At 58.4% G+C, this 19854-nt stretch carries 19 protein-coding genes and 3 pseudogenes; 13 read left to right on the top strand and 9 right to left on the bottom strand.

All coding sequences use genetic code 11. From position 1 onward, the window contains the following. Positions 1-73 precede the first annotated feature (73 nt). The 4 genes from AC0JZ8_RS02820 to AC0JZ8_RS02805 all read left to right on the top strand — a co-directional run bounded on the left by AC0JZ8_RS02820 (position 74) and on the right by AC0JZ8_RS02805 (position 3762). Positions 74-1891 (top strand): PAS domain S-box protein, encoded by a 1818-nt coding sequence (locus AC0JZ8_RS02820; protein ID WP_471891678.1) that lies wholly within the window; start codon positions 74-76, stop codon positions 1889-1891. Between the two features lie 61 nt (positions 1892-1952). Next, positions 1953-3080, top strand: a complete 1128-nt coding sequence (locus AC0JZ8_RS02815) for a PAS domain-containing protein (RefSeq protein ID WP_471891771.1) — start codon at positions 1953-1955, stop codon at positions 3078-3080. Beyond that, positions 3077-3502 carry a response regulator gene (locus AC0JZ8_RS02810; RefSeq protein WP_471891677.1) on the top strand — a complete coding sequence of 142 codons (426 nt, stop codon included), beginning with the start codon at positions 3077-3079 and terminating at the stop codon, positions 3500-3502. The genes AC0JZ8_RS02815 and AC0JZ8_RS02810 overlap by 4 nt, the downstream gene beginning before the upstream one ends. 50 nt (positions 3503-3552) lie before the next feature. Then, the gene (locus tag AC0JZ8_RS02805; protein WP_471891676.1) at positions 3553-3762 is read left to right on the top strand and encodes a hypothetical protein; all 210 of its coding nucleotides are present in this window, start codon (positions 3553-3555) and stop codon (positions 3760-3762) included. A 41-nt stretch (positions 3763-3803) separates the two neighbouring features. Here the strand turns inward: AC0JZ8_RS02805 and tkt are convergent. From tkt to AC0JZ8_RS02790, 3 genes and pseudogenes are all read right to left on the bottom strand, one after another. Then, a pseudogene (tkt, locus tag AC0JZ8_RS02800) lies at positions 3804-5832 on the bottom strand (transketolase). A 169-nt stretch (positions 5833-6001) separates the two neighbouring features. Continuing rightward, the gene (locus AC0JZ8_RS02795; RefSeq protein WP_471891675.1) at positions 6002-6709 is read right to left on the bottom strand and encodes an MgtC/SapB family protein; all 708 of its coding nucleotides are present in this window, start codon (positions 6707-6709) and stop codon (positions 6002-6004) included. Positions 6710-6775: 66 nt separating this feature from the next. Beyond that, positions 6776-7090: a plasmid stabilization protein gene (locus AC0JZ8_RS02790; protein WP_471891674.1), complete on the bottom strand. Its 315-nt coding sequence runs from the start codon at positions 7088-7090 to the stop codon at positions 6776-6778. Between the two features lie 97 nt (positions 7091-7187). Between AC0JZ8_RS02790 and AC0JZ8_RS02785 the strand changes: the two genes are divergently transcribed. Next, a complete protein-coding gene (locus tag AC0JZ8_RS02785) occupies positions 7188-7511 on the top strand; it encodes a DUF2934 domain-containing protein (RefSeq protein WP_471891673.1) in 324 nt (107 codons plus the stop codon). A 77-nt stretch (positions 7512-7588) separates the two neighbouring features. On the opposite strand, the gene AC0JZ8_RS02780 is transcribed toward AC0JZ8_RS02785, so the two are convergent. Together AC0JZ8_RS02780 and AC0JZ8_RS02775 are read right to left on the bottom strand one after the other, a co-directional pair. Continuing rightward, positions 7589-7801: a hypothetical protein gene (locus tag AC0JZ8_RS02780; protein ID WP_471891672.1), complete on the bottom strand. Its 213-nt coding sequence runs from the start codon at positions 7799-7801 to the stop codon at positions 7589-7591. Between the two features lie 27 nt (positions 7802-7828). Continuing rightward, a complete protein-coding gene (locus tag AC0JZ8_RS02775; protein ID WP_471891671.1) occupies positions 7829-8686 on the bottom strand; it encodes an SDR family oxidoreductase in 858 nt (285 codons plus the stop codon). Between the two features lie 248 nt (positions 8687-8934). Here AC0JZ8_RS02775 and AC0JZ8_RS02770 point away from each other — a divergent pair, with 248 nt between their 5' ends. From AC0JZ8_RS02770 to AC0JZ8_RS02760, 3 genes are all read left to right on the top strand, one after another. Further along, positions 8935-9267 (top strand): response regulator, encoded by a 333-nt coding sequence (locus tag AC0JZ8_RS02770; protein ID WP_471891770.1) that lies wholly within the window; start codon positions 8935-8937, stop codon positions 9265-9267. A 104-nt stretch (positions 9268-9371) separates the two neighbouring features. After that, on the top strand, positions 9372-9989 hold the full coding sequence (locus AC0JZ8_RS02765) for a flavodoxin family protein (protein WP_471891670.1): 618 nt from the start codon (positions 9372-9374) through the stop codon (positions 9987-9989). Between the two features lie 4 nt (positions 9990-9993). Next, entirely contained in the window at positions 9994-10452 is a 459-nt protein-coding gene (locus AC0JZ8_RS02760) for a VOC family protein (protein WP_471891669.1), read from the top strand. Between the two features lie 3 nt (positions 10453-10455). On the opposite strand, the gene AC0JZ8_RS02755 is transcribed toward AC0JZ8_RS02760, so the two are convergent. Both AC0JZ8_RS02755 and AC0JZ8_RS02750 read right to left on the bottom strand, forming a co-directional pair. After that, positions 10456-11013: an iron transporter gene (locus AC0JZ8_RS02755; RefSeq protein ID WP_471891668.1), complete on the bottom strand. Its 558-nt coding sequence runs from the start codon at positions 11011-11013 to the stop codon at positions 10456-10458. 73 nt (positions 11014-11086) lie between these two features. Beyond that, positions 11087-11905 (bottom strand): alpha/beta fold hydrolase, encoded by an 819-nt coding sequence (locus tag AC0JZ8_RS02750; RefSeq protein ID WP_471891667.1) that lies wholly within the window; start codon positions 11903-11905, stop codon positions 11087-11089. Between the two features lie 194 nt (positions 11906-12099). On the opposite strand from AC0JZ8_RS02750, the gene AC0JZ8_RS02745 reads away from it, so the two are divergent. After that, the gene (locus tag AC0JZ8_RS02745) at positions 12100-13122 is read left to right on the top strand and encodes an aldo/keto reductase (RefSeq protein ID WP_471891666.1); all 1023 of its coding nucleotides are present in this window, start codon (positions 12100-12102) and stop codon (positions 13120-13122) included. Between the two features lie 263 nt (positions 13123-13385). Here the strand turns inward: AC0JZ8_RS02745 and AC0JZ8_RS02740 are convergent, their stop codons facing one another. Beyond that, positions 13386-14765, bottom strand: coding sequence for a chloride channel protein (locus AC0JZ8_RS02740; protein ID WP_471891665.1), 1380 nt, complete (start codon positions 14763-14765; stop codon positions 13386-13388). A 207-nt stretch (positions 14766-14972) separates the two neighbouring features. Between AC0JZ8_RS02740 and AC0JZ8_RS02735 the strand changes: the two are divergent. Continuing rightward, positions 14973-16034: pseudogene (locus tag AC0JZ8_RS02735) on the top strand (DUF2254 domain-containing protein); the annotation flags it as partial. Between the two features lie 268 nt (positions 16035-16302). Here the strand turns inward: AC0JZ8_RS02735 and nhaA are convergent. Next, positions 16303-17494 (bottom strand): annotated as a pseudogene (gene nhaA / locus AC0JZ8_RS02730) (Na+/H+ antiporter NhaA). Between the two features lie 1131 nt (positions 17495-18625). Between nhaA and AC0JZ8_RS02725 the strand changes: the two are divergent. From AC0JZ8_RS02725 to AC0JZ8_RS02715, 3 genes are all read left to right on the top strand, one after another. Continuing rightward, a complete protein-coding gene (locus AC0JZ8_RS02725; RefSeq protein ID WP_471891664.1) occupies positions 18626-18772 on the top strand; it encodes a hypothetical protein in 147 nt (48 codons plus the stop codon). Between the two features lie 134 nt (positions 18773-18906). Beyond that, positions 18907-19116 carry a hypothetical protein gene (locus AC0JZ8_RS02720; RefSeq protein ID WP_471891663.1) on the top strand — a complete coding sequence of 70 codons (210 nt, stop codon included), beginning with the start codon at positions 18907-18909 and terminating at the stop codon, positions 19114-19116. A gap of 233 nt (positions 19117-19349) precedes the next feature. After that, complete coding sequence (locus tag AC0JZ8_RS02715) at positions 19350-19721, top strand: response regulator (protein WP_471891662.1); 372 nt, start codon at positions 19350-19352, stop codon at positions 19719-19721. Positions 19722-19854: the final 133 nt, after the last annotated feature.

Here is a 19854-nt window from a genome sequence, read left to right as displayed (position 1 = left end):
TGCGCCATAAATCTGCCACCGACAGATCGGGAACAAGACGCGGTCACGCAATGGAAATGTAGAGCGGATACCAATGCGGAGCGAAGCGGGGAAGACTTTCAAAGGGACGGACGAGATCTCTCGGCTTATCGAGAGCGGAAGCTGGGACGATTCCATCCTCGGCCCGCCGTCGACATGGCCCCTCTGTCTCAGATCCGCTGTCGATATCATGCTGCCGGCAATGGCCCAGATCGTGATGTTCTGGGGCCCCGACCTGGTCGCGCTCTATAACGAACCCTATGCGCCGACGATCGGCCAACGGCACCCCAATGCGTTCGGCCGACCGGCGCGAGAGAACTGGGCCGAGCTCTGGGATGATCTCGAGCCGCTCCTGCGCCGGGTGATGGAGACCGGCGAGACGGTCGCGGCAAAGGATCGTCCTTTCTACATCGAGCGGCACGGCTATCCGGAAACCGTCTATTTCGACATATCCTATTCGGCCATTCATGATGAACACGGCGCGGTCCGCGGCGTCTTCTGCATCGTCAACGAAACGACCGACCGTGTTCGCGCCGATCAGGCACTGCAGGCAAGCGAGGAAAGGCTTCGGGCAGTCATATCCCAGTCGGCCGCCGGCATTGGCCAGGCAAGCCTGGAAGGCAAGATCCTGCACATCAACCGGCGGTTCTGCGAGATCGTCGGCTATGAAGAGGACGAACTTCTCGGAAAAAACATTGCGGACATCACCTATGCCGATGACATGCCTGAGCAGACCCGCCTGTTCAACCGGCTGGCCGCGGCCGGCGAAAGCTTCGACATGGAGAAGCGCTATGTTCGCAAAGACGGTAGCCTCGTCTGGGTGAACAATACGGTCTCTGCTTTGCGCGATGACGAAGGGCGGATCCACCAGGTTGCCGTCATCTCGGTCGATACCACCGAGCGCAAGCAGGCTCAGGAAGCCGAACGCAGACTGGCCTCGATCATCGCGTCCTCCAACGACGCCATCCTCGGCATCGATCTGGCCATGAACATTACGGCCTGGAACGGCGGGGCTGAACGCCTTTACGGCTACAAGGCTGAAGAGGTCCTCGGTCATTCTGTCCTTATGCTCGTGCCGGATGATCGGCTTGAGGAAGAACCTGCACTTTTGCAGCAGATCAGAGCAGGTGCCCCGGTTGACGCATATGAGACGAAGCGCAGGCGTAAGGACGGACGTCTGGTCGACGTTCTCCTCAGCGTCTCACCGATCTATGACTCCGCCGGCAGGATTGTTGGCGCCTCGAAAATCGCGCATGACATCTCCGCGAAGAAAGAGGCGGAGCGGCTTCAGGCCGTGCTGATCGGCGAGCTGCATCACCGTGTGAAGAACGTCTTTGCAACGGTCATCGCCATTGCACGCCAGACATTGGCCAAGGCGACAGACACCCAGGATGCTGTCGCGGCGTACGAAGCACGCTTGTCGGCAATGGCGCACGCCCACGATCTGCTTGCCGAAGGGGACTGGCAAAGTGCCGATCTCACGGCGGTGGTCGAGCAGGCCGTTGCGCCATACCCGCCGGAGCGCTTCGAGATTTCGGGGCCGCCGGCTCTCCTGCCACAAAAGGCTGTCGCCACACTGTCGCTCGCTCTTCACGAACTTGGAACCAATGCGGCTAAATATGGGGCGCTGTCCGTTCCAACGGGACTGGTGTCGATCATCTGGACCTATGACCCCAAAACCTCGGCTCTCAGCCTCCGCTGGCAGGAAAAGGGCGGGCCGACGGTCGCTCAACCGACCAGGAAGGGTTTTGGATCGCGCCTGGTCGAGCGCTTGCTGGCGGCGGAGCTCAACGGTACGTCGGCAATCGTCTATGACGCTGCCGGCGTCGTCTGCGAAATCGAGGCCGTCCTTCTACCGCACGCCACGAAATGACCGGCAGGAACGAATTCTTCCGCCACGACTTCTGTCGTGGGGCAACACAATCAGGATCATGATGCAGGAAAAGGATCAAAACCGGCGGGATGCGCGCAGTGCAGGAGACCGTCTGGTCGCCGGGCATGTAAGCGAAGACCCGTTTGCGGCGGCGTTCAAAGCCACGCGCATGCCGATGATTGTCACGGATCCGAGCCAGGCCGACAATCCGATCATCTTTTGCAATGAGGCATTCAGAAAGCTGACCGGTTACAGCGACGAGGAAATCATCGGCCGGAACTGTCGCTTTCTGCAGGGGCCTGAGACGGACGGGGAGACCGTCGCTAAGATCCGCGACAGCATCGCCGCCGGCCAGGATGTCGCTGTGGACATTTTGAACTACCGCAAGGATGGCAGCACGTTCTGGAATGCCGTTTTCATCAGCCCCGTACGGGACGAAGCGGACAAAATCATCTATTTCTTTGCCTCCCAGCTTGATTTCACGACGGTCAAGAGCCGGGAAGCGGACCTTGCGGCGGCCCGCCATCAGGCCGAGGCCGAGGTCGCAAAGCATACGGCCAACCTTCGTGCGGCGCTGGATGCCCGCACACTGCTCGTCCACGAGGTTGATCATCGGGTGAAGAACAACCTCTTGACGATGGCCTCGATCGTCAAAATGCAGGCGCGGATCACCAAAGACGATCGGCAAAGGCACACACTGATGTCGGTGCTCAACAGAATTGAGGCTCTCAGCACGGTGCAGCGCAAGCTGTTCACGCTCGACGACGTCTCGAAATTCGACATGTCGGAGTTCACCCGCGAGCTGGTGACCGATCTGGTCGATGCTACCGGCCGCAAGGACATTCGCCTGTCTCTGGATCTCTCCCCGCTGCTCGTGCCCGCCGTCAAAGCGACGCCGCTGTCCTTGATCGTCAACGAGCTGGTCGGGGACGCCGTTCGCCGCGGATTGAGCGACGGCGGCGGCGACATCCATGTTGTCGTGCGGCGCCTGAACGGTCACTTCCTGATCCGTGTCGAAGACACGTCGGAACCGGTCGAGCCGGATAGTGAGAGCGTCCAGCTCGGAAAAATGTTGCTTGAAGCGTCGGCCTTGCAGCTGGGCGCCGAAATCGAGCGGAAACAGGACGGCCGAAAGACGGTCGTTGATGTGGTGCTGCTTGTCGGCGACCATCAGGAGAATACGCATTGAAAGTCATGATCGTCGAAGACGAAATGCTACTCGCCATGGAGCTTGAAAGCGAAGTGGAGATGGCAGGCCATCAGGTCACAGGTCTTGCCATGAGCAGCACACAGGCGAGCGAACAGATCAGGGCTTCAAAGCCGGACTTCGCGTTCGTTGACATCCATCTCATGGACGGCCCGACCGGGATCGATGTTGGGCGCGAACTAGCGGCTGCCGGCATCCCTTATGTCTTCGTCAGCGGAAACATCAAGCGGATCCCGCAGGATTTTGCCGGTGCTCTCGGGGCAATCGAAAAGCCCTACACGATGAACGGCATGAAGAATGCCCTGGTCTATGTCTCGGCAATCATCCAGGGGGACGATAGCGGTACCCCACCAGCAAGCCTGGTGCTGGCGGAGGATGCGAATGCAGGAAAGCACTTCGGCTAAGGTGCTTGGAGGAGCATCGGCTGAGCGCGACTAAGGCGTGGGAGGAAACGATGAGCCAAAATCAAAACATTCTCAAAGAGGTCAAGCCAAAGCTTCTCGCTCTGGTCGATGAGCTCGTTGCCAGGGGCGCCGAGCGGTCCGCGGTGATCTACATGATCGAAAAAGAATCTACCCAGCTTCGTGATGCGCTGGACAACAGGTCCGATCATCAGATCGAGGAGCCCTCGAACGATTGGCCGGCGGCAGGCAGGCCCCAGTAGGTCTTGGCCGCCATTAAGGTTCCGCACTGTCGCCTCGGCTATCACACCCGGGCTAATGTTTTCCGCGCTGCGCGTATGACGGCATCTGTGGTGATGTCGAACTTCTTGTAGACGTCGCCAATTTTACCCGATGCGCCGAACTCATGCATGCCGACGAATTCGCCATCAAGGCCAAGATAGCGATCCCAGGAATCGCGGACAGCCGCTTCGACTGCGACACGCGCCCGCGTCTCGCCCAGCACCTGACGCTGATAACTCGGATCTTGTCGCTCAAATATGAGACGGCAAGGCATCGAGACGACAGCTGTCGCAATCCCGTCTTTCTGCAGGGCGTCCCGCGCCTCGACCGCCAAATGAAGTTCAGACCCCGTTGCGAGAATCGTTAACTGCCGCTCTCCGCCTTCGGCTTCAAGCAGAACGTAACCGCCCTTTGCCGAGTGATTGTCTAAGGACGGGTCCCGCCGGAGGAGAGGCATAGGCTGGCGCGAGAGTGCGATCAGCGCCGCTTCACGCGGCGTATCGAGAATTGCCTCCCAGCATTCTGCCGTCTCGATCGGATCTCCCGGCCGATAGACGGCAAGCCGCGGGATCGCCCTGAGCGCGCTGAGATGCTCGATCGGCTGATGGGTCGGCCCGTCTTCGCCAAGCCCGATGGAATCGTGGGTCATGACAGAGATCGAACGGATTTCCATCATCGCAGCTAGGCGGATCGAAGGGCGGCAGTAGTCGGAAAATGTCAGGAAGGTCCCGCCATACGGAATGATCCCGCCATGGAGCGCCAAACCATTCATTGCGGCCGCCATGCCATGCTCACGCACGCCGTAATGAATATACGAACCGTCGAAATTCCCGGGCGTGATTTCGACCTGGTTTTTCGCCTTGGTGTTGTTCGACGGCGTGAGGTCCGCCGAACCGCCAACCAGTTCAGGGATCGCGTCGAACAGGTGGTTCAACACAACGCCGCTTGCTTGTCGCGTTGCCAGATCTTTCTCGGATGCAAGGAGCTCAGCTTTGGCCGCGGCGATGGCCGATCGCCAATTCTGCGGTAGTTCGCCTTTCATCCGTCGCTCGAAATCGCGGTTTCCGGATCCCTCAACCCGCTTTGCCCAGCCCGCCCGTTCCGTGCGACCCTTCGCGCCGATCTTGCGCCAAGCATCGAGCAAGTCTTCAGGGATCTCGAAAGGCGGCGCCGTCCAGCCGAGATTATCGCGGGCGCCAGCGATCTCGTCTTCACCCGGTGCGTCACTATGAGCTTTTTGGGTTCCTGCCTTGGTCGGGAATCCGAACCCGATGACCGTTTTGCAGGCAATCAGCGAGGGGCGGTCTGTTACCTTCTGCGCTTCAGCGATAGCAGCCCGAATGGCGTCGGTATCATGACCGTCGATCTCCTGGACATGCCATCTGGCTGCCTTGGAACCGGGCCAGCTGGTTGTCGGATTCGGCAAGGCTCGTCGCGCCGTCGCTCGAAATCGAGTTGTCGTCCCAAAAGGCGATGAGCTTCCCGAGCCTCAGGTGACCCGCCAGCGAAATTGCTTCCTGGCTGATGCCTTCCATGAGGCAACCGTCACCCAGAAAGACATAGGTGTGGTGATCCACCAGATCATCGCCGAAAGACGCGTTCAGGATACGCTCGCCGAGCGCCAGGCCGACCGAATTCGCGATCCCTTGGCCAAGTGGCCCGGTCGTCGTCTCGATACCAGTGGCATGATGATATTCCGGATGGCCAGCGGTGCGGCTATCGATCTGACGGAAGCGCTTGATCTCGTCGATGGTCATATCTTCATAGCCGGTCAGGTAGAGCAGGCTGTAAAGCAGCATCGACACATGGCCGTTGGAGATGAGAAAGCGATCCCGATCGAACCAATGTGGATCGGCCGCATCAAACTTCAAGAAATCGGAAAACAGCACGGTCGCAATATCGGCCATGCCCATCGGCATGCCGGGGTGACCGCTCTTGGCCGCCTGAACCGCATCCATCGACAAAAAGCGGATGCAATTGGCCATATCGCGCCGATGCTGATCTTTGGTTGCGGGGAAGGTTTTGCGGGACTGGTCAGTGATATCGGACATGATCACTCCTCTTGCGTGCCTTTCCATGCGAGCGTGCGCCGCAGTCCAAAGACATCTTTCTTGGAAGGGTTTTGACGATACGAGTCGGAAAACGACAGGATAAGCGGCAAGTTCCATCGCCAATAACGCATATGCGCGCATCACCTTGCAGCCGGCGCGTCGGTCTATGTCAGGTGACGGTTGTGCGATGTTCAAAGCTTTTGACGTCATGATGAGCGCGAATGGCAGTTACGAGCTCCGCCGACGTCGGCTTCCCACCATTGGTCTTCCAGCGCAGTTCGAACACGACTTCCTCGTGATGGGTATCGATTGAATGGATGGCGATAAAACAGGCCTCGGCGCCGGGCGGCAGTGAGGTGGCAATTTCAGGGAGCTTGCCGCCCGACGGGACTTTTATGCCGATCGAACCCTTCTGCTCGCTGGATAACCAAAGACCGAACGCCTTCATCGGAGAAAGTGTGACAAAAGCAATCACCGAGGCGATGGCGCCGATGATCATCTGCCCACCCCCGAAACACAGACCGATGGCCGTCATGAGCCAGAGCGTGGCTGCAGTCGTGACGCCTGTCGCGACATCGCCGCGCCTCAGAATAGCAGCGCCGCCGATGAAGCCAACGCCGGTCAAAATGCCAAGTGGCAATCTCAGGGCGTCCATCGATCCATTCGCCGCCTGACTTGTCGACAGGAGCAGGTTGGCCTGAATCAACGAGATGCACGCCGCCATCCCGACCAATACCGTGGTCCTGAGGCCTGCGGCATGACCGCCACGCTCGCGGTTGATGCCGATAAGGACGCCGGCAACCAGAGTGGCGGCGATCCGCAAGCCAAAATCCGGCCAAGTGGGTGTGATCGGCATCAGCTCGTCGAAGAATTTCATTGGTGTCGTCGTTCGGGCTGTGATTGGGCAAATGGGCGCCGAGGTGTATCAGCGCCGCCTGTTTCATCAGTGATGCGCATGATGCTCGTTGCGCTTGCGCGTTGCAGCAGCTTTCTTCGCCGAGGCGGATCGCTCTTCCTTCGTTCGTGCAGCAGACGCTTGGCCTCCTTTGCGGCCGCCTTTTTCCGAAGAGGCATGGCTTTCTGCGTGACCGCGACCCGAACCGGACTTGTTGCCGCCACCGCTCTCCTTGTTCACGGTGGCCCAGCCCCGCCGTTCGGCCTCCTTCTCCGGGACGCCGCGATCCTCGTAGCCTTCTTCAATGTGTTCGGCTTTTCGTTTTTGCTTGTCCGTGTAAGCGGACTTGTCGCCACGGGGCATGGAACATCTCCCTAAGTTCATCAGACGCAAAAATGACTGCGAAACCCAGACGAAGTTCCGCGCTGAGAGCCTGACCAGGCAGGATCAAAAGCGATCCTTGGCGCAACAAAAGGATGCCCTAATTTACTTGGCCGGCGGAGACATTCCCCAGCCAAAATCAGGAGGAGATCTGATGAATAAAGAGGAAATCAGCAGACAGGCCTACGCACGTTGGGAGGCCGAGGGCCGGCCTCATGGCCAGCATGAGCGCCATTGGCGTGAAGCTGAGGAGGCGACGCGGTCAAGTGGAGCGCCGCAGACCTGGTCTTCCGACCATGCTGGAGGCGTGTCGCCAAAAACGGAAGTCTCGAAAAACAAACCGGCAAAGCCGGCCCGCACCGGGACAAAATCGAAGTCCGGCGATCAGGCGAGCACTCAATAGACGCGAGGAATTCGCGAGCCATCCGCCCGACAGCGATATGTCGGGCGGATGCTGTGACGAAGTGACGGCATGACAAACTATCGTGAGCTTTCATTCGCGCCGCTGGTGTCGGCGGGATCATAGTTGAGATCGAAGTCTTTTTCGTTTTTCTGGCCCGGCGGTGTCCGATTGACGGTCGCATCCTCGGATCCCGTCACGACAGTCGGCTTGGCACCATGAACGCCGCTTGCCTTCCGGTCCGCTTGAGACGGCGCGTATTGGCCTTTTGCATCATCTTCCGGTTTGCTCATGGTCTCCTCCTCTTGCTGGATCGCTGATCAAAGAATCGGCTTACCGCCCGTGACGGCGATGGTTGCGGCTGACACGTAGCTCGACAGCGGATCGGCGAGCATCACATAGGATGTTGCGAGCTCCGCCGGCTGGCCCGGCCTCTGCATCGGAACCTGCTTGCCGAAGTTCTTTACGTTCTCATCTGGCATGGTCGACGGAATGAGCGGCGTCCATATCGGGCCCGGCGCGACAGCGTTCGCACGGATGCCCTTGTCGGCCAGCATCTGTGCAAGGCCTGCCGTAAAATTCTGGATCGCGCCCTTGGTGGTCGCATAGGCGAGCAGGTGAGGGCTCGGGCTATCGGCATTGATCGAGGCGGTATTGATGATCGCGCTACCCGGCCTCATGTGGGGAACGGCCGCCTTCGTCAGGTAGAACATCGCGTGGATGTTCGTCCGGAAAGTCAGCTCCCATTCCTCGTCGCTGATATCGCCAATGTCGGAAAAGCTCGCCTGGTGTGCGGCATTGTTGACCAGGATATCGACCCCTCCGAGCTGCGAGACGGCGCTATCAATGATTTCCATGCAGTGCGGCGCGTACTGAATATCACCCGGTACCAGGATCGCCTTGCGCCCCGCCTTCTCGATCCAGGCTCTGGTCTCCTCGGCATCTTCATCCTCATCGAGATAGGAGATCAGGACATCGGCGCCTTCGCGTGCATAGGCGATGGCGACGGCCCGGCCGATTCCGCTATCGCCACCGGTAATGACCGCCTTTTTGCCGGCAAGGCGCCCTGAACCTTTGTAGCTCTCCTCGCCGTGATCCGGGACAGGCGACATTGCGTGTGTCGAGCCTGGCATGGACTGGCGAGGGGTGTCGAACGGGGGTGTCGGATAGGTCGTCATCGCTTTTCCTTCCTGGAAGCACTTTCCAATCACTACCGGCCCTCACCGATCTCATCCGGCGGGTGAAATTGCGTGGAGCGCGGACGGTTCGAAGACCGGTTTCAGAAACTGGAAAACCGACGGCGCAAACGGAATGTTCCAAGCGTCTTCAAAGAGACCGTGACATCAGCGGGAAGCATCCTAAATTATCGGGCCGAGACGTGTTTTCGGACAACGAGCGGAGGAGCCGGTGACAAAACGCATCCCTAATCGTCGATGACGAGCCTCTGATCGCGCTGACCGCGGTCGATATGGTGGAGGCGCTGGGTTACGAGGCAATCGAAGCGCATTCGGGAGCCGAGGCCCTCGAAATCCTCGGCCACGGGCAGAAGATCGACCTGTTGATCACAGACCATTCGATGCCCGGGATGTCAGGTGCCGAGCTGGTGCGTGAGGTACGACTGATCAAACCCGAACTCGCCGTCATGGTCTCCACCGGCTATGCGGAATTGCCGGAAGGGTTCGAAGAGGGGACACAGTTTCTCAGCAAGCCATATTCCGAGCTCGATCTGTCTGCGAAAATCGAAGCCGCTATCCGGTAGATTCTGCACGGCAGGGAAAGGCGATGGGTTTTTGGCGGCCTCCCTCTTCGGGAACCTGGGCGCGAATTGCGGGTTCAGCCGATGGCACAAAGTCGGAGAGAACCATGACCCTCAAGGCAATCGCATTCAACGGAACGCTGAAATCATCTGGTGGCGACCCCTCTTCCACCGACCGTCTGCTTGGGCTGATCGCCGACGGACTGAAGAAGCATGGCATCGACACCGAAATCATCCGGCTGGCCGACCACAACATTCTGCCCGGCGTTACTTCGGATGAAGGGGAGGGTGATGCATGGCCGGCCATCCGTGAAAAGGTGCTTGCGGCCGATATCCTGATCGTGGGCACGCCGATCTGGATGGGTCAGACCTCATCCGTCACCAAGCGTGCGCTCGAGCGTATGGACGCATTTCTGTCTGAGACCGATGATCAGGGGAGGATGGTCTCCTATGGCCGGGTGGCGGCGGTAGCGGTCGTCGGAAACGAGGACGGCGCCCACAACGTCTCCGCGGACGTCTATCAGGCCCTGAATGATGTCGGCTTCACGATCCCCGCCAATGCCGTCGCCTATTGGGTCGGTGAGGCGATGGGGAGCACGAATTTCGTGGACCTGAAAGCTGTCCCTGATGCCGTCACCACCATGGTCGACATGCTGGTGCGCAATACGGTTCATCTTGCTACCTTGCTGAAAGCCAGCCAGTATCCCGGCGAAGAGAAGGATTGATCGGATGTCTGGAGGCAAGCCCCGTCTCGTCGGATTGAACCATATCGCGCTCGAGGTTGGCGATATCGAAGAGGCGCTGCACTTCTACGGCGGCATCTTTTCCTTCAACCTCCGAGGCTCACACAAGGATGACGCCGGTCGGGTGGTGATGGCTTTCATCGATCTGGGCGATCAATTCATCGCTCTGAGCCGAGGCCGCCATCAGTGCCCGGACCAGGATCGGCATTTCGGGCTCGTTGTCGACGATCGGAGCGCTGTGCGCGACCTCGCGATCAAAGCGGGCGCCAAAATGCTGGATGGGCATTTTCTCGACTTCCTCGATCCCTGGGGCAACCGGATCGAGGTTGTCGAGTATGGCGATTTGCAGTTCACCAAAGCACCGGATGTTCTACGCGGCATGGGCCTTCATCTGCCCAAGTCCGAAAAGGCGCTCAAAGAGCTCCACAGCAAGGGAATGGGCTAGAACCTATTCCTGGCCAGTCTTGATCGATACCTTGTCGAAGGTGACGTCCACGGTTTTGGCGTAGCGCTTTCCGTTGACCTCATCGTGCCGCATGAAGGTCGGAGGCTTGATCGTGATGTCGAGACGGTAGTCACCGTCGCCGGGCACCTTGATGTTCGTGCCATAGTGATAGAGCCCTGGGTGCCAGACGAACGGCACATCGAACGGGCCGACCGCCTTGCCCTTTTCCGGCGTCAGAGTGGCAGTGATCTCCAAATAGGGGATGAAACGCTGGTCGCCGGCGTCGCTGACGGAAATTTCCAGATGACAGTTCTCGTCCGTCGGGGCATCCCAATCGAGCTTGCCTTCGCCTTTCAGCATATACATGCCCTCGGCTCGCTCTTGCGCATAGGCAACGATATAGTCGCCGGCATGCTTCATGCCGCCGCTATCGGCCACCTCTTCGGCCATGTATTTAAGCGACGCGTGGTAGGCGGCACCTTCCTTCTTCGCCATGGCGATCTGGTGGCGATCGGCCTCGTCGCTGGGTTTTTCTGGTGGTTTGCGTGCTGATGTCGTCATGACACACCTGTCGGTTCAAGAGGGGGTGAGCGACCAGCCATGTTGCGATGGACATAGCTGGTTGCGAGGATGGTCAGGCCAGGAACTCGATGAGATCGCGGTTCAGCCGTTCCGGTGCGGTGGCGAAGAGACCGTGGGGCTCACCGTCGTATTCGATCAGGCGCGCACCCGCGATGCCGTTGGCGGCAGCACGCCCGGTGGGGTCGATCGGAACGGTCTTGTCCGACGTGCCGTGGATGACGAGCGTCGGGATCGTGAAGGCTGGTAGGTCCGGCCTGAAATCCGTTCGTCCAAAGGCATCGATGCAGTCGATCGTCGCTTTCGGGCTGGCCATGACGCCGAGGACGAAGGACCAATCGAGCACGCCCTGGCTGACCGGCTTGCTGACCAGCCCTACGCCGTAGAACGTCTTGGCGAAGCTCTGCAGGAATGCGAAGCGGTCCTCGCGGACCTGCTGTTTCATATCGGCGAACACGCTGGCATCGACGCCGTCGGGGTTGGAGTCATCCTTTAGCAAGTAAGGGACGACCGATGACACCAGGACCGCCTTCGACACGCGGCCTGCGCCATGCCGCGAAAGGTAACGTGCGATCTCACCGCCGCCCATCGAGAACCCGACCAGATGTGCCTGCTGCAGATCGAGGCCCTCCAGGACAGCAGCCAGATCGTCGGCGAAGACGTCATAATTGTAACCGTCGCCAGGATGACCTGACTGACCGAAGCCGCGGCGATCATAGGTGATGACCCGATAGCCGGCCTCCAGAAGGGCAAGCGTCTGATACTCGAACATGTCGCCGGTCAGCGGCCAGCCGTGGATCAGCACGACCGGATGGCCCTTGCCGATGTCCTTCACATGGAGCTGAACGCCGTCCTTCGCTTCGATAAATGCCATGGTTGTTTCCTCGCTATGTTGAGGCTGGGTAACCGGTCGAGCGGTCGAATGGTTCCGGCGCTGAGCGCGGGGATGTTGGCCGACGGACCTTGCCGCCGGAGCGATCATTTTCTCTCGAACTCGTCGCCGGCTTCCACGTTCTGATCCGGTGGGCGGTGCCCAATCAGCGCCAGTTAAACAGCGAGGAAGCATCAATGACAAAGACCGGACGCGCCAAAGATATCTTTAAGCCGGAATTCCGTTTCGGAATGGGCGGCGTTTCGCTCGGAAACGAGTTCAACAAGATCACCGACAAGGAGGCGCAAGCCGCGCTTGAAACGGCATGGAACGTGGGTGTCCGGTATTTCGACGTCGCTCCCTGGTACGGCTTGGGTCTGGCTGAGCGTCGGTTTGGCCACTTCCTGCACAATCAGAAGCGCTCCGACTATCTTCTGTCGTCCAAGGTCGGCAAGCTTCTCAAGGCGTCAAAATCCAACAGCCACGAGAAGATGTACCCTCTGTCGGATTCTCCGAACGATCTTGTCATCGATTACACCGCCGATGGCGTCCGCCGTTCGATCGAGGACAGTCTGCAGCGGCTCGGTGTCGACAGCCTCGACATTGCATTTGTCCATGATCTATCGCCGGACTTCGCGTTTTTCCCGACGCCTTGGGAAGAGCAATACGAGATCGCCCGCAAGGGAGCGTTTCCGGCGCTGTCGAAGATGCGCGACGAAGGGATCATCAAAGGCTGGGGCGTCGGCGTGAACACGCCCATGGCTATCCACAAGGTGATGGACGATGCCGATCCGGACGTGTGCCTCTGCGCCCGACAATATTCGCTGATCGACCACGCCGACACGATCGACAACCTTTTTCCGGCCGTGCGTGAAAAAGGCGTGTCGCTGGTCATCGGCTCCAGCCTGAATGCCGGTTTCCTTGGCGGTAGCCCGCGCTACAATTACGGCGCGGAGAACTACAAGATCCCACCCGAGGTCATCGAAAAGCGGGCAAAACTTCGGGACGTCGCGGAACGCCATGGCGTTGATCTGCGCATCGCCGCCATCCAGTTCTCCGCGGCTCCAGATGTCGCCGTTGCGCTTGTCATCGGCGCCGGCAGTGACCGTCAGATCCGCGAAGACTGGAATGCGCTGCAGACCAAGATCCCGAACGAATTTTGGCAGGAGCTGAAGTCGCACGGACTTGTCCACAAAGACGCTGCTACACCGGTGGCGTAATTTGGCTGGATCGGCTGTAATACGGCCGATCCGTTTCGCGACTGTTGATGCTAATTCAGATTTCGGTTGATGCAGCGGCTAAGGGATTGCTGAGCTTTAGAAAAGCCTCTGCGTCGCTCGCTGGGAATGACGGGTCGAAGGTTCCAATCCCTTCAAGGCGTGAGTGTTGAAAGAGTATCGATGCAGCCAAAACCCTGCCAACACACGACATTAGGGATGCCTTGAGTCGCAGTGGCAAACTGGATCGAGCCGGGTCGATATCGCTAGATATTGTTGTCCCGATCGCGCCCTTGCTGTTCGTTCACCGCCGCGTGGTCCTTTGCACGTTTGGCACGCATCGCGGCAGCAATGAAGTTGCGTGACAGACCGTGATAGAGTGGCTCGCGCGACAGCACGCGTGACGTGACATATCCAAGCATCGAGACGGCCATGATCGGGATGACGGCCTGGTGATCGCCGGTCATTTCGAGAATGATGACGAAGGCTGTCATGGGAGCCTGCACCACCCCGGCAAAGTATCCAGCCATGCCGAGAATGGCGGCAAGTGCGATACTGGTCCCCAGAAGAGAGCCGACGGTACTGCCAAATCCCGCGCCGACCGCCAGTGACGGCGCGAAGATGCCACCGGGAATTCCTGACATCATCGACAGGAAACTTGCCATCAGTTTCTCGGCAAAGAATAGCGATTGCGTTGGATGACCCTCGATCGCGCCGCGCGCTTGCTCGTAACTGGTGCCGAATGTGTCTCCCCCGGAAACAATTCCAACGATGGCCACACCAAGCCCGCACAAACCGGCGAGCAGAACCATGCGCCTGAGCGGCGCCGGCTGAGCCCATCGGCGAATGCGGATGCCCGAATACAGTGCGAACCCGCTGAACGCGGCGCCAAGCATGCCGCCGCCGATTCCGCAAATCGGCACAAGCAGCCAGTCCATGAAGTACATAGGCGCCGCCGTCGCTGTGCCGAAATAGTTGTAGCTGCCCGACAACCCGAGTGCTGCAAGACCCGACAGGATCACGGCCGTCAGCACGATACCGTTGGCTCGTGACTCGTAAGCGCGGCTCATTTCCTCGATCGCAAAGACGATGCCTGCAAGCGGCGTATTGAAGGCCGCCGCGATGCCGGCGGCAGAGCCGGCCAGAATAAGGCCGCGGGCCTGCGCCATTCCACCGAAGCGTGCTGCGGCCAGCATGAAGGATGCGCCCACTTGGACTGTCGGGCCTTCTCGCCCGATAGAGGCGCCACAAAAGAGTCCGAGCACCGTCAGGGCAATTTTGCCGAACGAAATGCGAAGCGACAGGAGAGCGGACCGGTCCGCCTCGTCATGCAGGTGCCTCGCAGCGATCGCCTGTGGAATGCCGCTTCCTTGAGAGTTCGGGCAGACGGTGATGGCGAGCCACGCAGACAGTGTAAAGCCGAGCGGTGTCAGAACCAGCGGGAGGAGATGGGTCCAGCTGCCAGATGTGTTAATCCCTGCAAAGGCCCTCTGCGCCATGTCTGCGATCCATGCGAACACGACGCTGGTCACGCCGATTGCCAGCGCCCCGGTCCAGAAAACCACCCGCGGCTTCCACATTTTGAGCGAGCCGCGAAACAGGCGGGAGCGACGGATGAATTTGGACTTGCGATAGGAGAGGGGCATTCTGCTGGCCAAGTTTCAAGGGATCGCCTGCTTATCGGCTCAGCCGACCAGTGATGCAAGCATTCAAGACGACCCTGAATTTAATGGTAGGGTAGGAACCGCCGCCACCAAAAACAGATTGTCGGGATAATCCACTTTCTGGACTATAACGCAGGCCATTGATATCGGCGCCTTTCTATTGGCCTCGCCTGTTTAAATGGAATTCTGATGACATCACGTTGGGCTTGGTTCTTTGCAAAGGTCGCACGGCGGATCTGGTTTCGGGCGACCCTGTTTTCCATCCTGGCCGTCGCCACCGCCTTGGTTGCCATCGTCGCCAGCCCCTTTATTCCTAGCGATCTGCCCACTCAGATCGGTGCTGATGCCGTCGACAACATCCTCGGCATCATCGCCTCCAGCATGCTGACGGTCACGACGTTTTCTCTCAGCACAATGGTGTCTGCCTATTCGGCGGCAACCAGCAATGTGACGCCGCGTGCGACAAAACTGGTGATGGAAGACAGCACGACGCAGAATGTTCTGGCGACATTCGTCGGTTCGTTCCTGTTCAGCCTTGTCGGCATCATTGCGCTCAGCACAGGAGCTTATGGCGATCGCGGCCGTGTCGTGTTGTTTATCGTCACGATCGCTGTGATCGTGCTGATCGTCGTGACCCTTTTGCGCTGGATCGACCATCTCTCACGTCTTGGTCGCGTGACGGAGACCACAGAACGGGTGGAGAAGGTAACAATCGACGCCATGCGCTCACGACGCCAGCGTCCCTATCTCGGTGGCAATAAATTGGCCGATGCCAAGGACATTCCAGTCTCTGCGATCGACGTGTTCATCGACAGGATCGGCTACATCCAGCATCTCGACACCGGCGCGTTGTCCAGATTAGCCACCGATGCCAAAGCGAGGATTTTCGTGCGGATGATCCCAGGGCAGTTGATTGATCCGACCAGACCGGTTGCATCCGTAGACGGTGTCGGAACCGAAAACGTCGAACAGATCCTTGCCGCTATCAGGACATGCTTTTCGGTCGACGATACCCGTTCCTATGATCAGGATCCACGGTTTGGCGCGTCAGTGCTATCCGAAATCGCCTCCCGTGCCCTGTCGCCGGCGGTCAATGATCCCGGCACTGCGATCGACGTCATCAATCGCGCACTGCGCGTTGTGGCGGTCTGGAACGAACGGGTAGAAGCTTCATCGCATGATAAAATCGAGTTTGAGAGCGTCTACGTTCCGCCTATCCTTCTTGACGACATCTTCGATGACCTGTTCACGCCGATTGCACGCGACGGTGCTGCCCTCATCGAAGTCTGCCTGCGTCTTCAAAAAGCACTTGGCATTCTTGCGCGCTTCGATCAGCCCCGCTTTCGCGAGAATGCCATTCGACATTCAAAGGAAGCTCTCGAGCGTGCCGAAACGGCGTTGACCCTTGAAAACGACAGGCAACGGGTGAGGGACGTCGCCCGAAGCATCACTGATGTGGAATACCTCATTGTTTGCCGCCGCGCGTCGCCGCTCAAAGCAAGAGCAATGCCAAAAATTCCTATGCTGTTGGGCGTCGCCGTCCGAATGCCGACAGTACGACCGCCCCCAGCACGCCTGACAGGATCGAACCCGCAATATGCCGATCTTGACCCGATCCTGAACGCCAGGATCATCAAATGCCAGAAGGCCTATGAACAGGCTCATGGTGAAGCCGACACCGCAGAGGAGGGCAGTTCCTGCCACCTGACCCCAGCTTGCCTGAGCCGGTAGATCCGCGACGCCAAGTTTCACCAGAAGTGCCACCGTTCCCAGGACGCCAACCAGCTTGCCAAGCAAAAGCCCTGCGGCAATGCCCATGGTCAGGTGCTCGGAAAACACCGACATGGAAATGCCGGCGAAGGACACACCGGCGTTTGCAAATCCGAAGATCGGCACTATCACGAAAGCTACTGGCTTGTGGAGCAAGTGCTCGAGCTTGTGTAGCGGTGACTCGTGATGGGCTGCTTCCGGCGTCCCAGGTGTCATCTTCAGCGGGATCGTCAGGGCAAGAATGACGCCGGCCAAGGTCGCATGAATGCCTGATGCGAACACGAGCACCCAAAGGACTGCGCCCAGCACAAGGTAAGGCCAGAGCGCCTTGACGCCCATCCGGTTGAAGATGATCAGATTGCCGACCACGATGCCTGCTCCGGCAAGGGAAAGCAGATTGAGGTCGGCCGTGTAGAAGATCGCGATAACGATCACCGCGCCAAGGTCGTCGATGATGGCCAGCGCTGCGAGAAAAATCTTGAGCGAAGCCGGGACACGGCTTCCGAGAAGAGAGATTACTTGCCAAGCGCAAACGCGATATCAGTTGCCGTTGGAATAGCCCATCCGCGCAGCGCTGCAGGATCGTTCCAGTTGAAATACACATAGAATAGCGCAGGAAACAGCATGCCGCCGGCCGCTGCTGCGCCTGGAAGAATACGCCTGCTCCAGGTAGACAGTTGCCCATCGAGCATTTCGCGTTTGATCTCCAGCCCGACGAGCAGGAAGAAGACGGCCATCAGCGCGTCGTTGATCCAGTGCAACAGGCTGAGCGGCCCGATATGGACGTGGAGGAGATCGAAGTAGGTTTTCGCCAGCGGTGAATTGGCAGTGATGATTGCCAGAACTGCAACGACCATCAAGACGATTCCGCCAGATGCCTCGTTGTCGAGGAAATGGCGAAGTGTGGATTGAATGCGACCGGGTCTTGTTGCTGAAGACATGGGTTCTCGCTCCCTGTTGAGAGGTTGATCGAAGTCTCCGTCAATTTCGGGGGATCCCGCAGCGCACGCAGCACGCGCCATAATCACTAACCTAAAGAACGAATATCGCAATTTCTAGGAAAATCGGCTGCAAAATTCGAAATGCGGTTTGGGACTGCACCATCAGCAAGCAACGTCTTCGGCAATTTGAACGTACCATACACCATTGCCACTCGGCTGGTTCAGGCGACGATGTTCGTCCTCGACAGATTCGTCAACGCTTCAAGCCTCCTAAGATCCTCCTTTTCCTAGGAGAACATCATAACCAGACACTCTCCCGACCCTTGGGGATGCGAGGGGCCGGACCACCTCGAGCATGTCGTAACGATTGAACGATTGTGCCGGCAGGTCGGCTATGGGAAGAGCGCATTCGGATGCGGCCGATTGGCCGGAGATGTTGACCCGCGACGCAGCCACTTCCGACCGCCTAACAATGAATGCCGCAGATCGCATCGCTTTCTCGCGTACGCTGAGTATCCGGTCGAAACGGGTGCAGTTCATGAATAGCAGTTTGGCGGACAAGCCAATGACGCAGTCGTACTGCTCTGGTATCCTAAGATTAGATTACTAATATGATATGCAGGCGTTCGTTCCAGAACACTAATCGCGTGTTATCGTAGGCACTGGGTCAGCCTGCAACGTAAGTGTTGTTGCCCCAGCGCAATCCTCAAAGCACGCCGCGCGCGATCGCCAGCTTCGGGATGGATAAATAGTACGCCGCATGCGCAAAGAGATCGGCCTCCGCTCGTGTGTCTGACGCCGGAACAGGTACTGTGGTCGGGTAGGTTTCCAGTCCAGTCAGGATATTGTCAAGTTCGCCGACCGACGGGACGATTGGCCGCGATAAAAGCTTGACGACGTCGGCCGCGGACTGTGGCGAGCCGAGACATCCCCGACGTGATGTTCTTCTCCGACCAGAAATCCGAAATGGCGAACGATTTAATACTTGACCTGGCAAAACCGGGAGAGGTGGGGTGGACGAAGAGCCGCTCCTTGAAGACGGAAGGGAAGACATTGTCGAGATAGGCGGATTTGGCAAACCCCCAGAACTCGCTGATCAGCCTTGGCGCGTCAGCCGCCGTCTAGAAGAAATTGGGCAAGACGCCAAACCTGCTCGCCACCTTGGACTCGAAAGCTGCCTTCTGGTCAACTCCGAATGAGGAGGTGCTTGTCGTTATCCTCATCCTGATCTTTCGCGGTCTGGGTGCCGAATTCCACAACAATACCTGGGACATCTAGGAGTAATGTCCGGTAACGTGCAATGTGATAGACTTTCAAGTTATGACGTCCTAATATGAGCGATCGTCAGCAGAGATCTCAGGCACCGACGGCTGGGAGAAGTAGCTCTCGCCTGCTGCAACCGGAGGCTTACAATGCAGGATGCTATTGGCGACGATTCAGCTCTCACGCGACTGATGGTGGAGCTCCTCCGGATCAAACGGACGTTGGTGCGGCAGACCGGAGGAGACCGCGGGCGAGCAGGTGTCGAAGCGACCCTGGCTATGCTTTCGCGCCTTTTCTCCGAATATGAGAAGATCGATGTCTCGGACAAAATAAAGCAAGACGTGGAAGACCCCAAATAACAGGGTATCCGCATAAGTTGCAATGACACTGCGCGGCTGATTTTGCCGTTCTATATTTTCGGATCACAGTTCGCAAAATTCCGGCATCGCTAAAGACATTCTGTGAATTGTCCGGTATCGTTCGTTGCAAGATCAAAAATTCAAGAGCTGTTGGAATACAACCTAAGGCTCAACTCTCATACTTCAAAGGGTGAGGGTGCCGGCCAGTCAGGTAGATGGTGGATAACCTGGACTTGAAGGAAAGCCTGGTCCTCGTTCTCGAGGATGAAGCTCTGATTGCGCTTGATATCGAGGAGTCTCTCGGCGAGATGGGATGCGCCCATGTCCACACCGTTTCTAGCGGGGTGTCCGCTGCAAAGTGGCTGCAAGATAACAATCCATCCCTTGCGATTGTGGATCCTCGCCTTCGCGACGGTCTCTGCCGTGACGCCGTCCGTATTCTGGTGTCAAGGAGCATACCGTTCATTGTTTATTCGGGTGATCTTGGCTCGCTTACCTCAGAGGAGCCTACCTTCGCCTTCGGTTTGTGGCTGGCAAAGCCGTGCTCGGCGGGCGATCTGCGGACCGCAATCATTGCAGCATTGGCAGCCCATGACGAGATTTAACCGAGTCCTCTTGGCCCGGATGTCTGTAGAGATCAGGAAAGGCACATCCGCCAACGATCTCATGCGCATCGCTGCCAAAATCCTGAAGCGGCAGAAGATGGCAGACGATGCAATGTCGCACCGCGTTCTAGCT

The sequence above is a fragment of the Velazquezella soli genome (genome assembly GCF_977018685.1).
This window is presented reverse-complemented; position numbering and strand designations above follow the sequence as displayed.

Coding starts and splice junctions, on each gene's coding strand:
- AC0JZ8_RS02765 (WP_471891670.1), top strand. CDS start 9,372: ATGACCCTCAAGGCAATCGCATTCAACGGAACGCTGAAATCATCTGGT.
- AC0JZ8_RS02790 (WP_471891674.1), bottom strand. CDS start 7,090: ATGCCCCGTGGCGACAAGTCCGCTTACACGGACAAGCAAAAACGAAAA.
- AC0JZ8_RS02795 (WP_471891675.1), bottom strand. CDS start 6,709: ATGAAATTCTTCGACGAGCTGATGCCGATCACACCCACTTGGCCGGAT.
- AC0JZ8_RS02720 (WP_471891663.1), top strand. CDS start 18,907: ATGCAGGATGCTATTGGCGACGATTCAGCTCTCACGCGACTGATGGTG.
- AC0JZ8_RS02755 (WP_471891668.1), bottom strand. CDS start 11,013: ATGACGACATCAGCACGCAAACCACCAGAAAAACCCAGCGACGAGGCC.
- AC0JZ8_RS02780 (WP_471891672.1), bottom strand. CDS start 7,801: ATGAGCAAACCGGAAGATGATGCAAAAGGCCAATACGCGCCGTCTCAA.
- AC0JZ8_RS02750 (WP_471891667.1), bottom strand. CDS start 11,905: ATGGCATTTATCGAAGCGAAGGACGGCGTTCAGCTCCATGTGAAGGAC.
- AC0JZ8_RS02745 (WP_471891666.1), top strand. CDS start 12,100: ATGACAAAGACCGGACGCGCCAAAGATATCTTTAAGCCGGAATTCCGT.
- AC0JZ8_RS02760 (WP_471891669.1), top strand. CDS start 9,994: ATGTCTGGAGGCAAGCCCCGTCTCGTCGGATTGAACCATATCGCGCTC.
- AC0JZ8_RS02815 (WP_471891771.1), top strand. CDS start 1,953: ATGCAGGAAAAGGATCAAAACCGGCGGGATGCGCGCAGTGCAGGAGAC.
- AC0JZ8_RS02775 (WP_471891671.1), bottom strand. CDS start 8,686: ATGACGACCTATCCGACACCCCCGTTCGACACCCCTCGCCAGTCCATG.
- AC0JZ8_RS02805 (WP_471891676.1), top strand. CDS start 3,553: ATGAGCCAAAATCAAAACATTCTCAAAGAGGTCAAGCCAAAGCTTCTC.
- AC0JZ8_RS02820 (WP_471891678.1), top strand. CDS start 74: ATGCGGAGCGAAGCGGGGAAGACTTTCAAAGGGACGGACGAGATCTCT.
- AC0JZ8_RS02740 (WP_471891665.1), bottom strand. CDS start 14,765: ATGCCCCTCTCCTATCGCAAGTCCAAATTCATCCGTCGCTCCCGCCTG.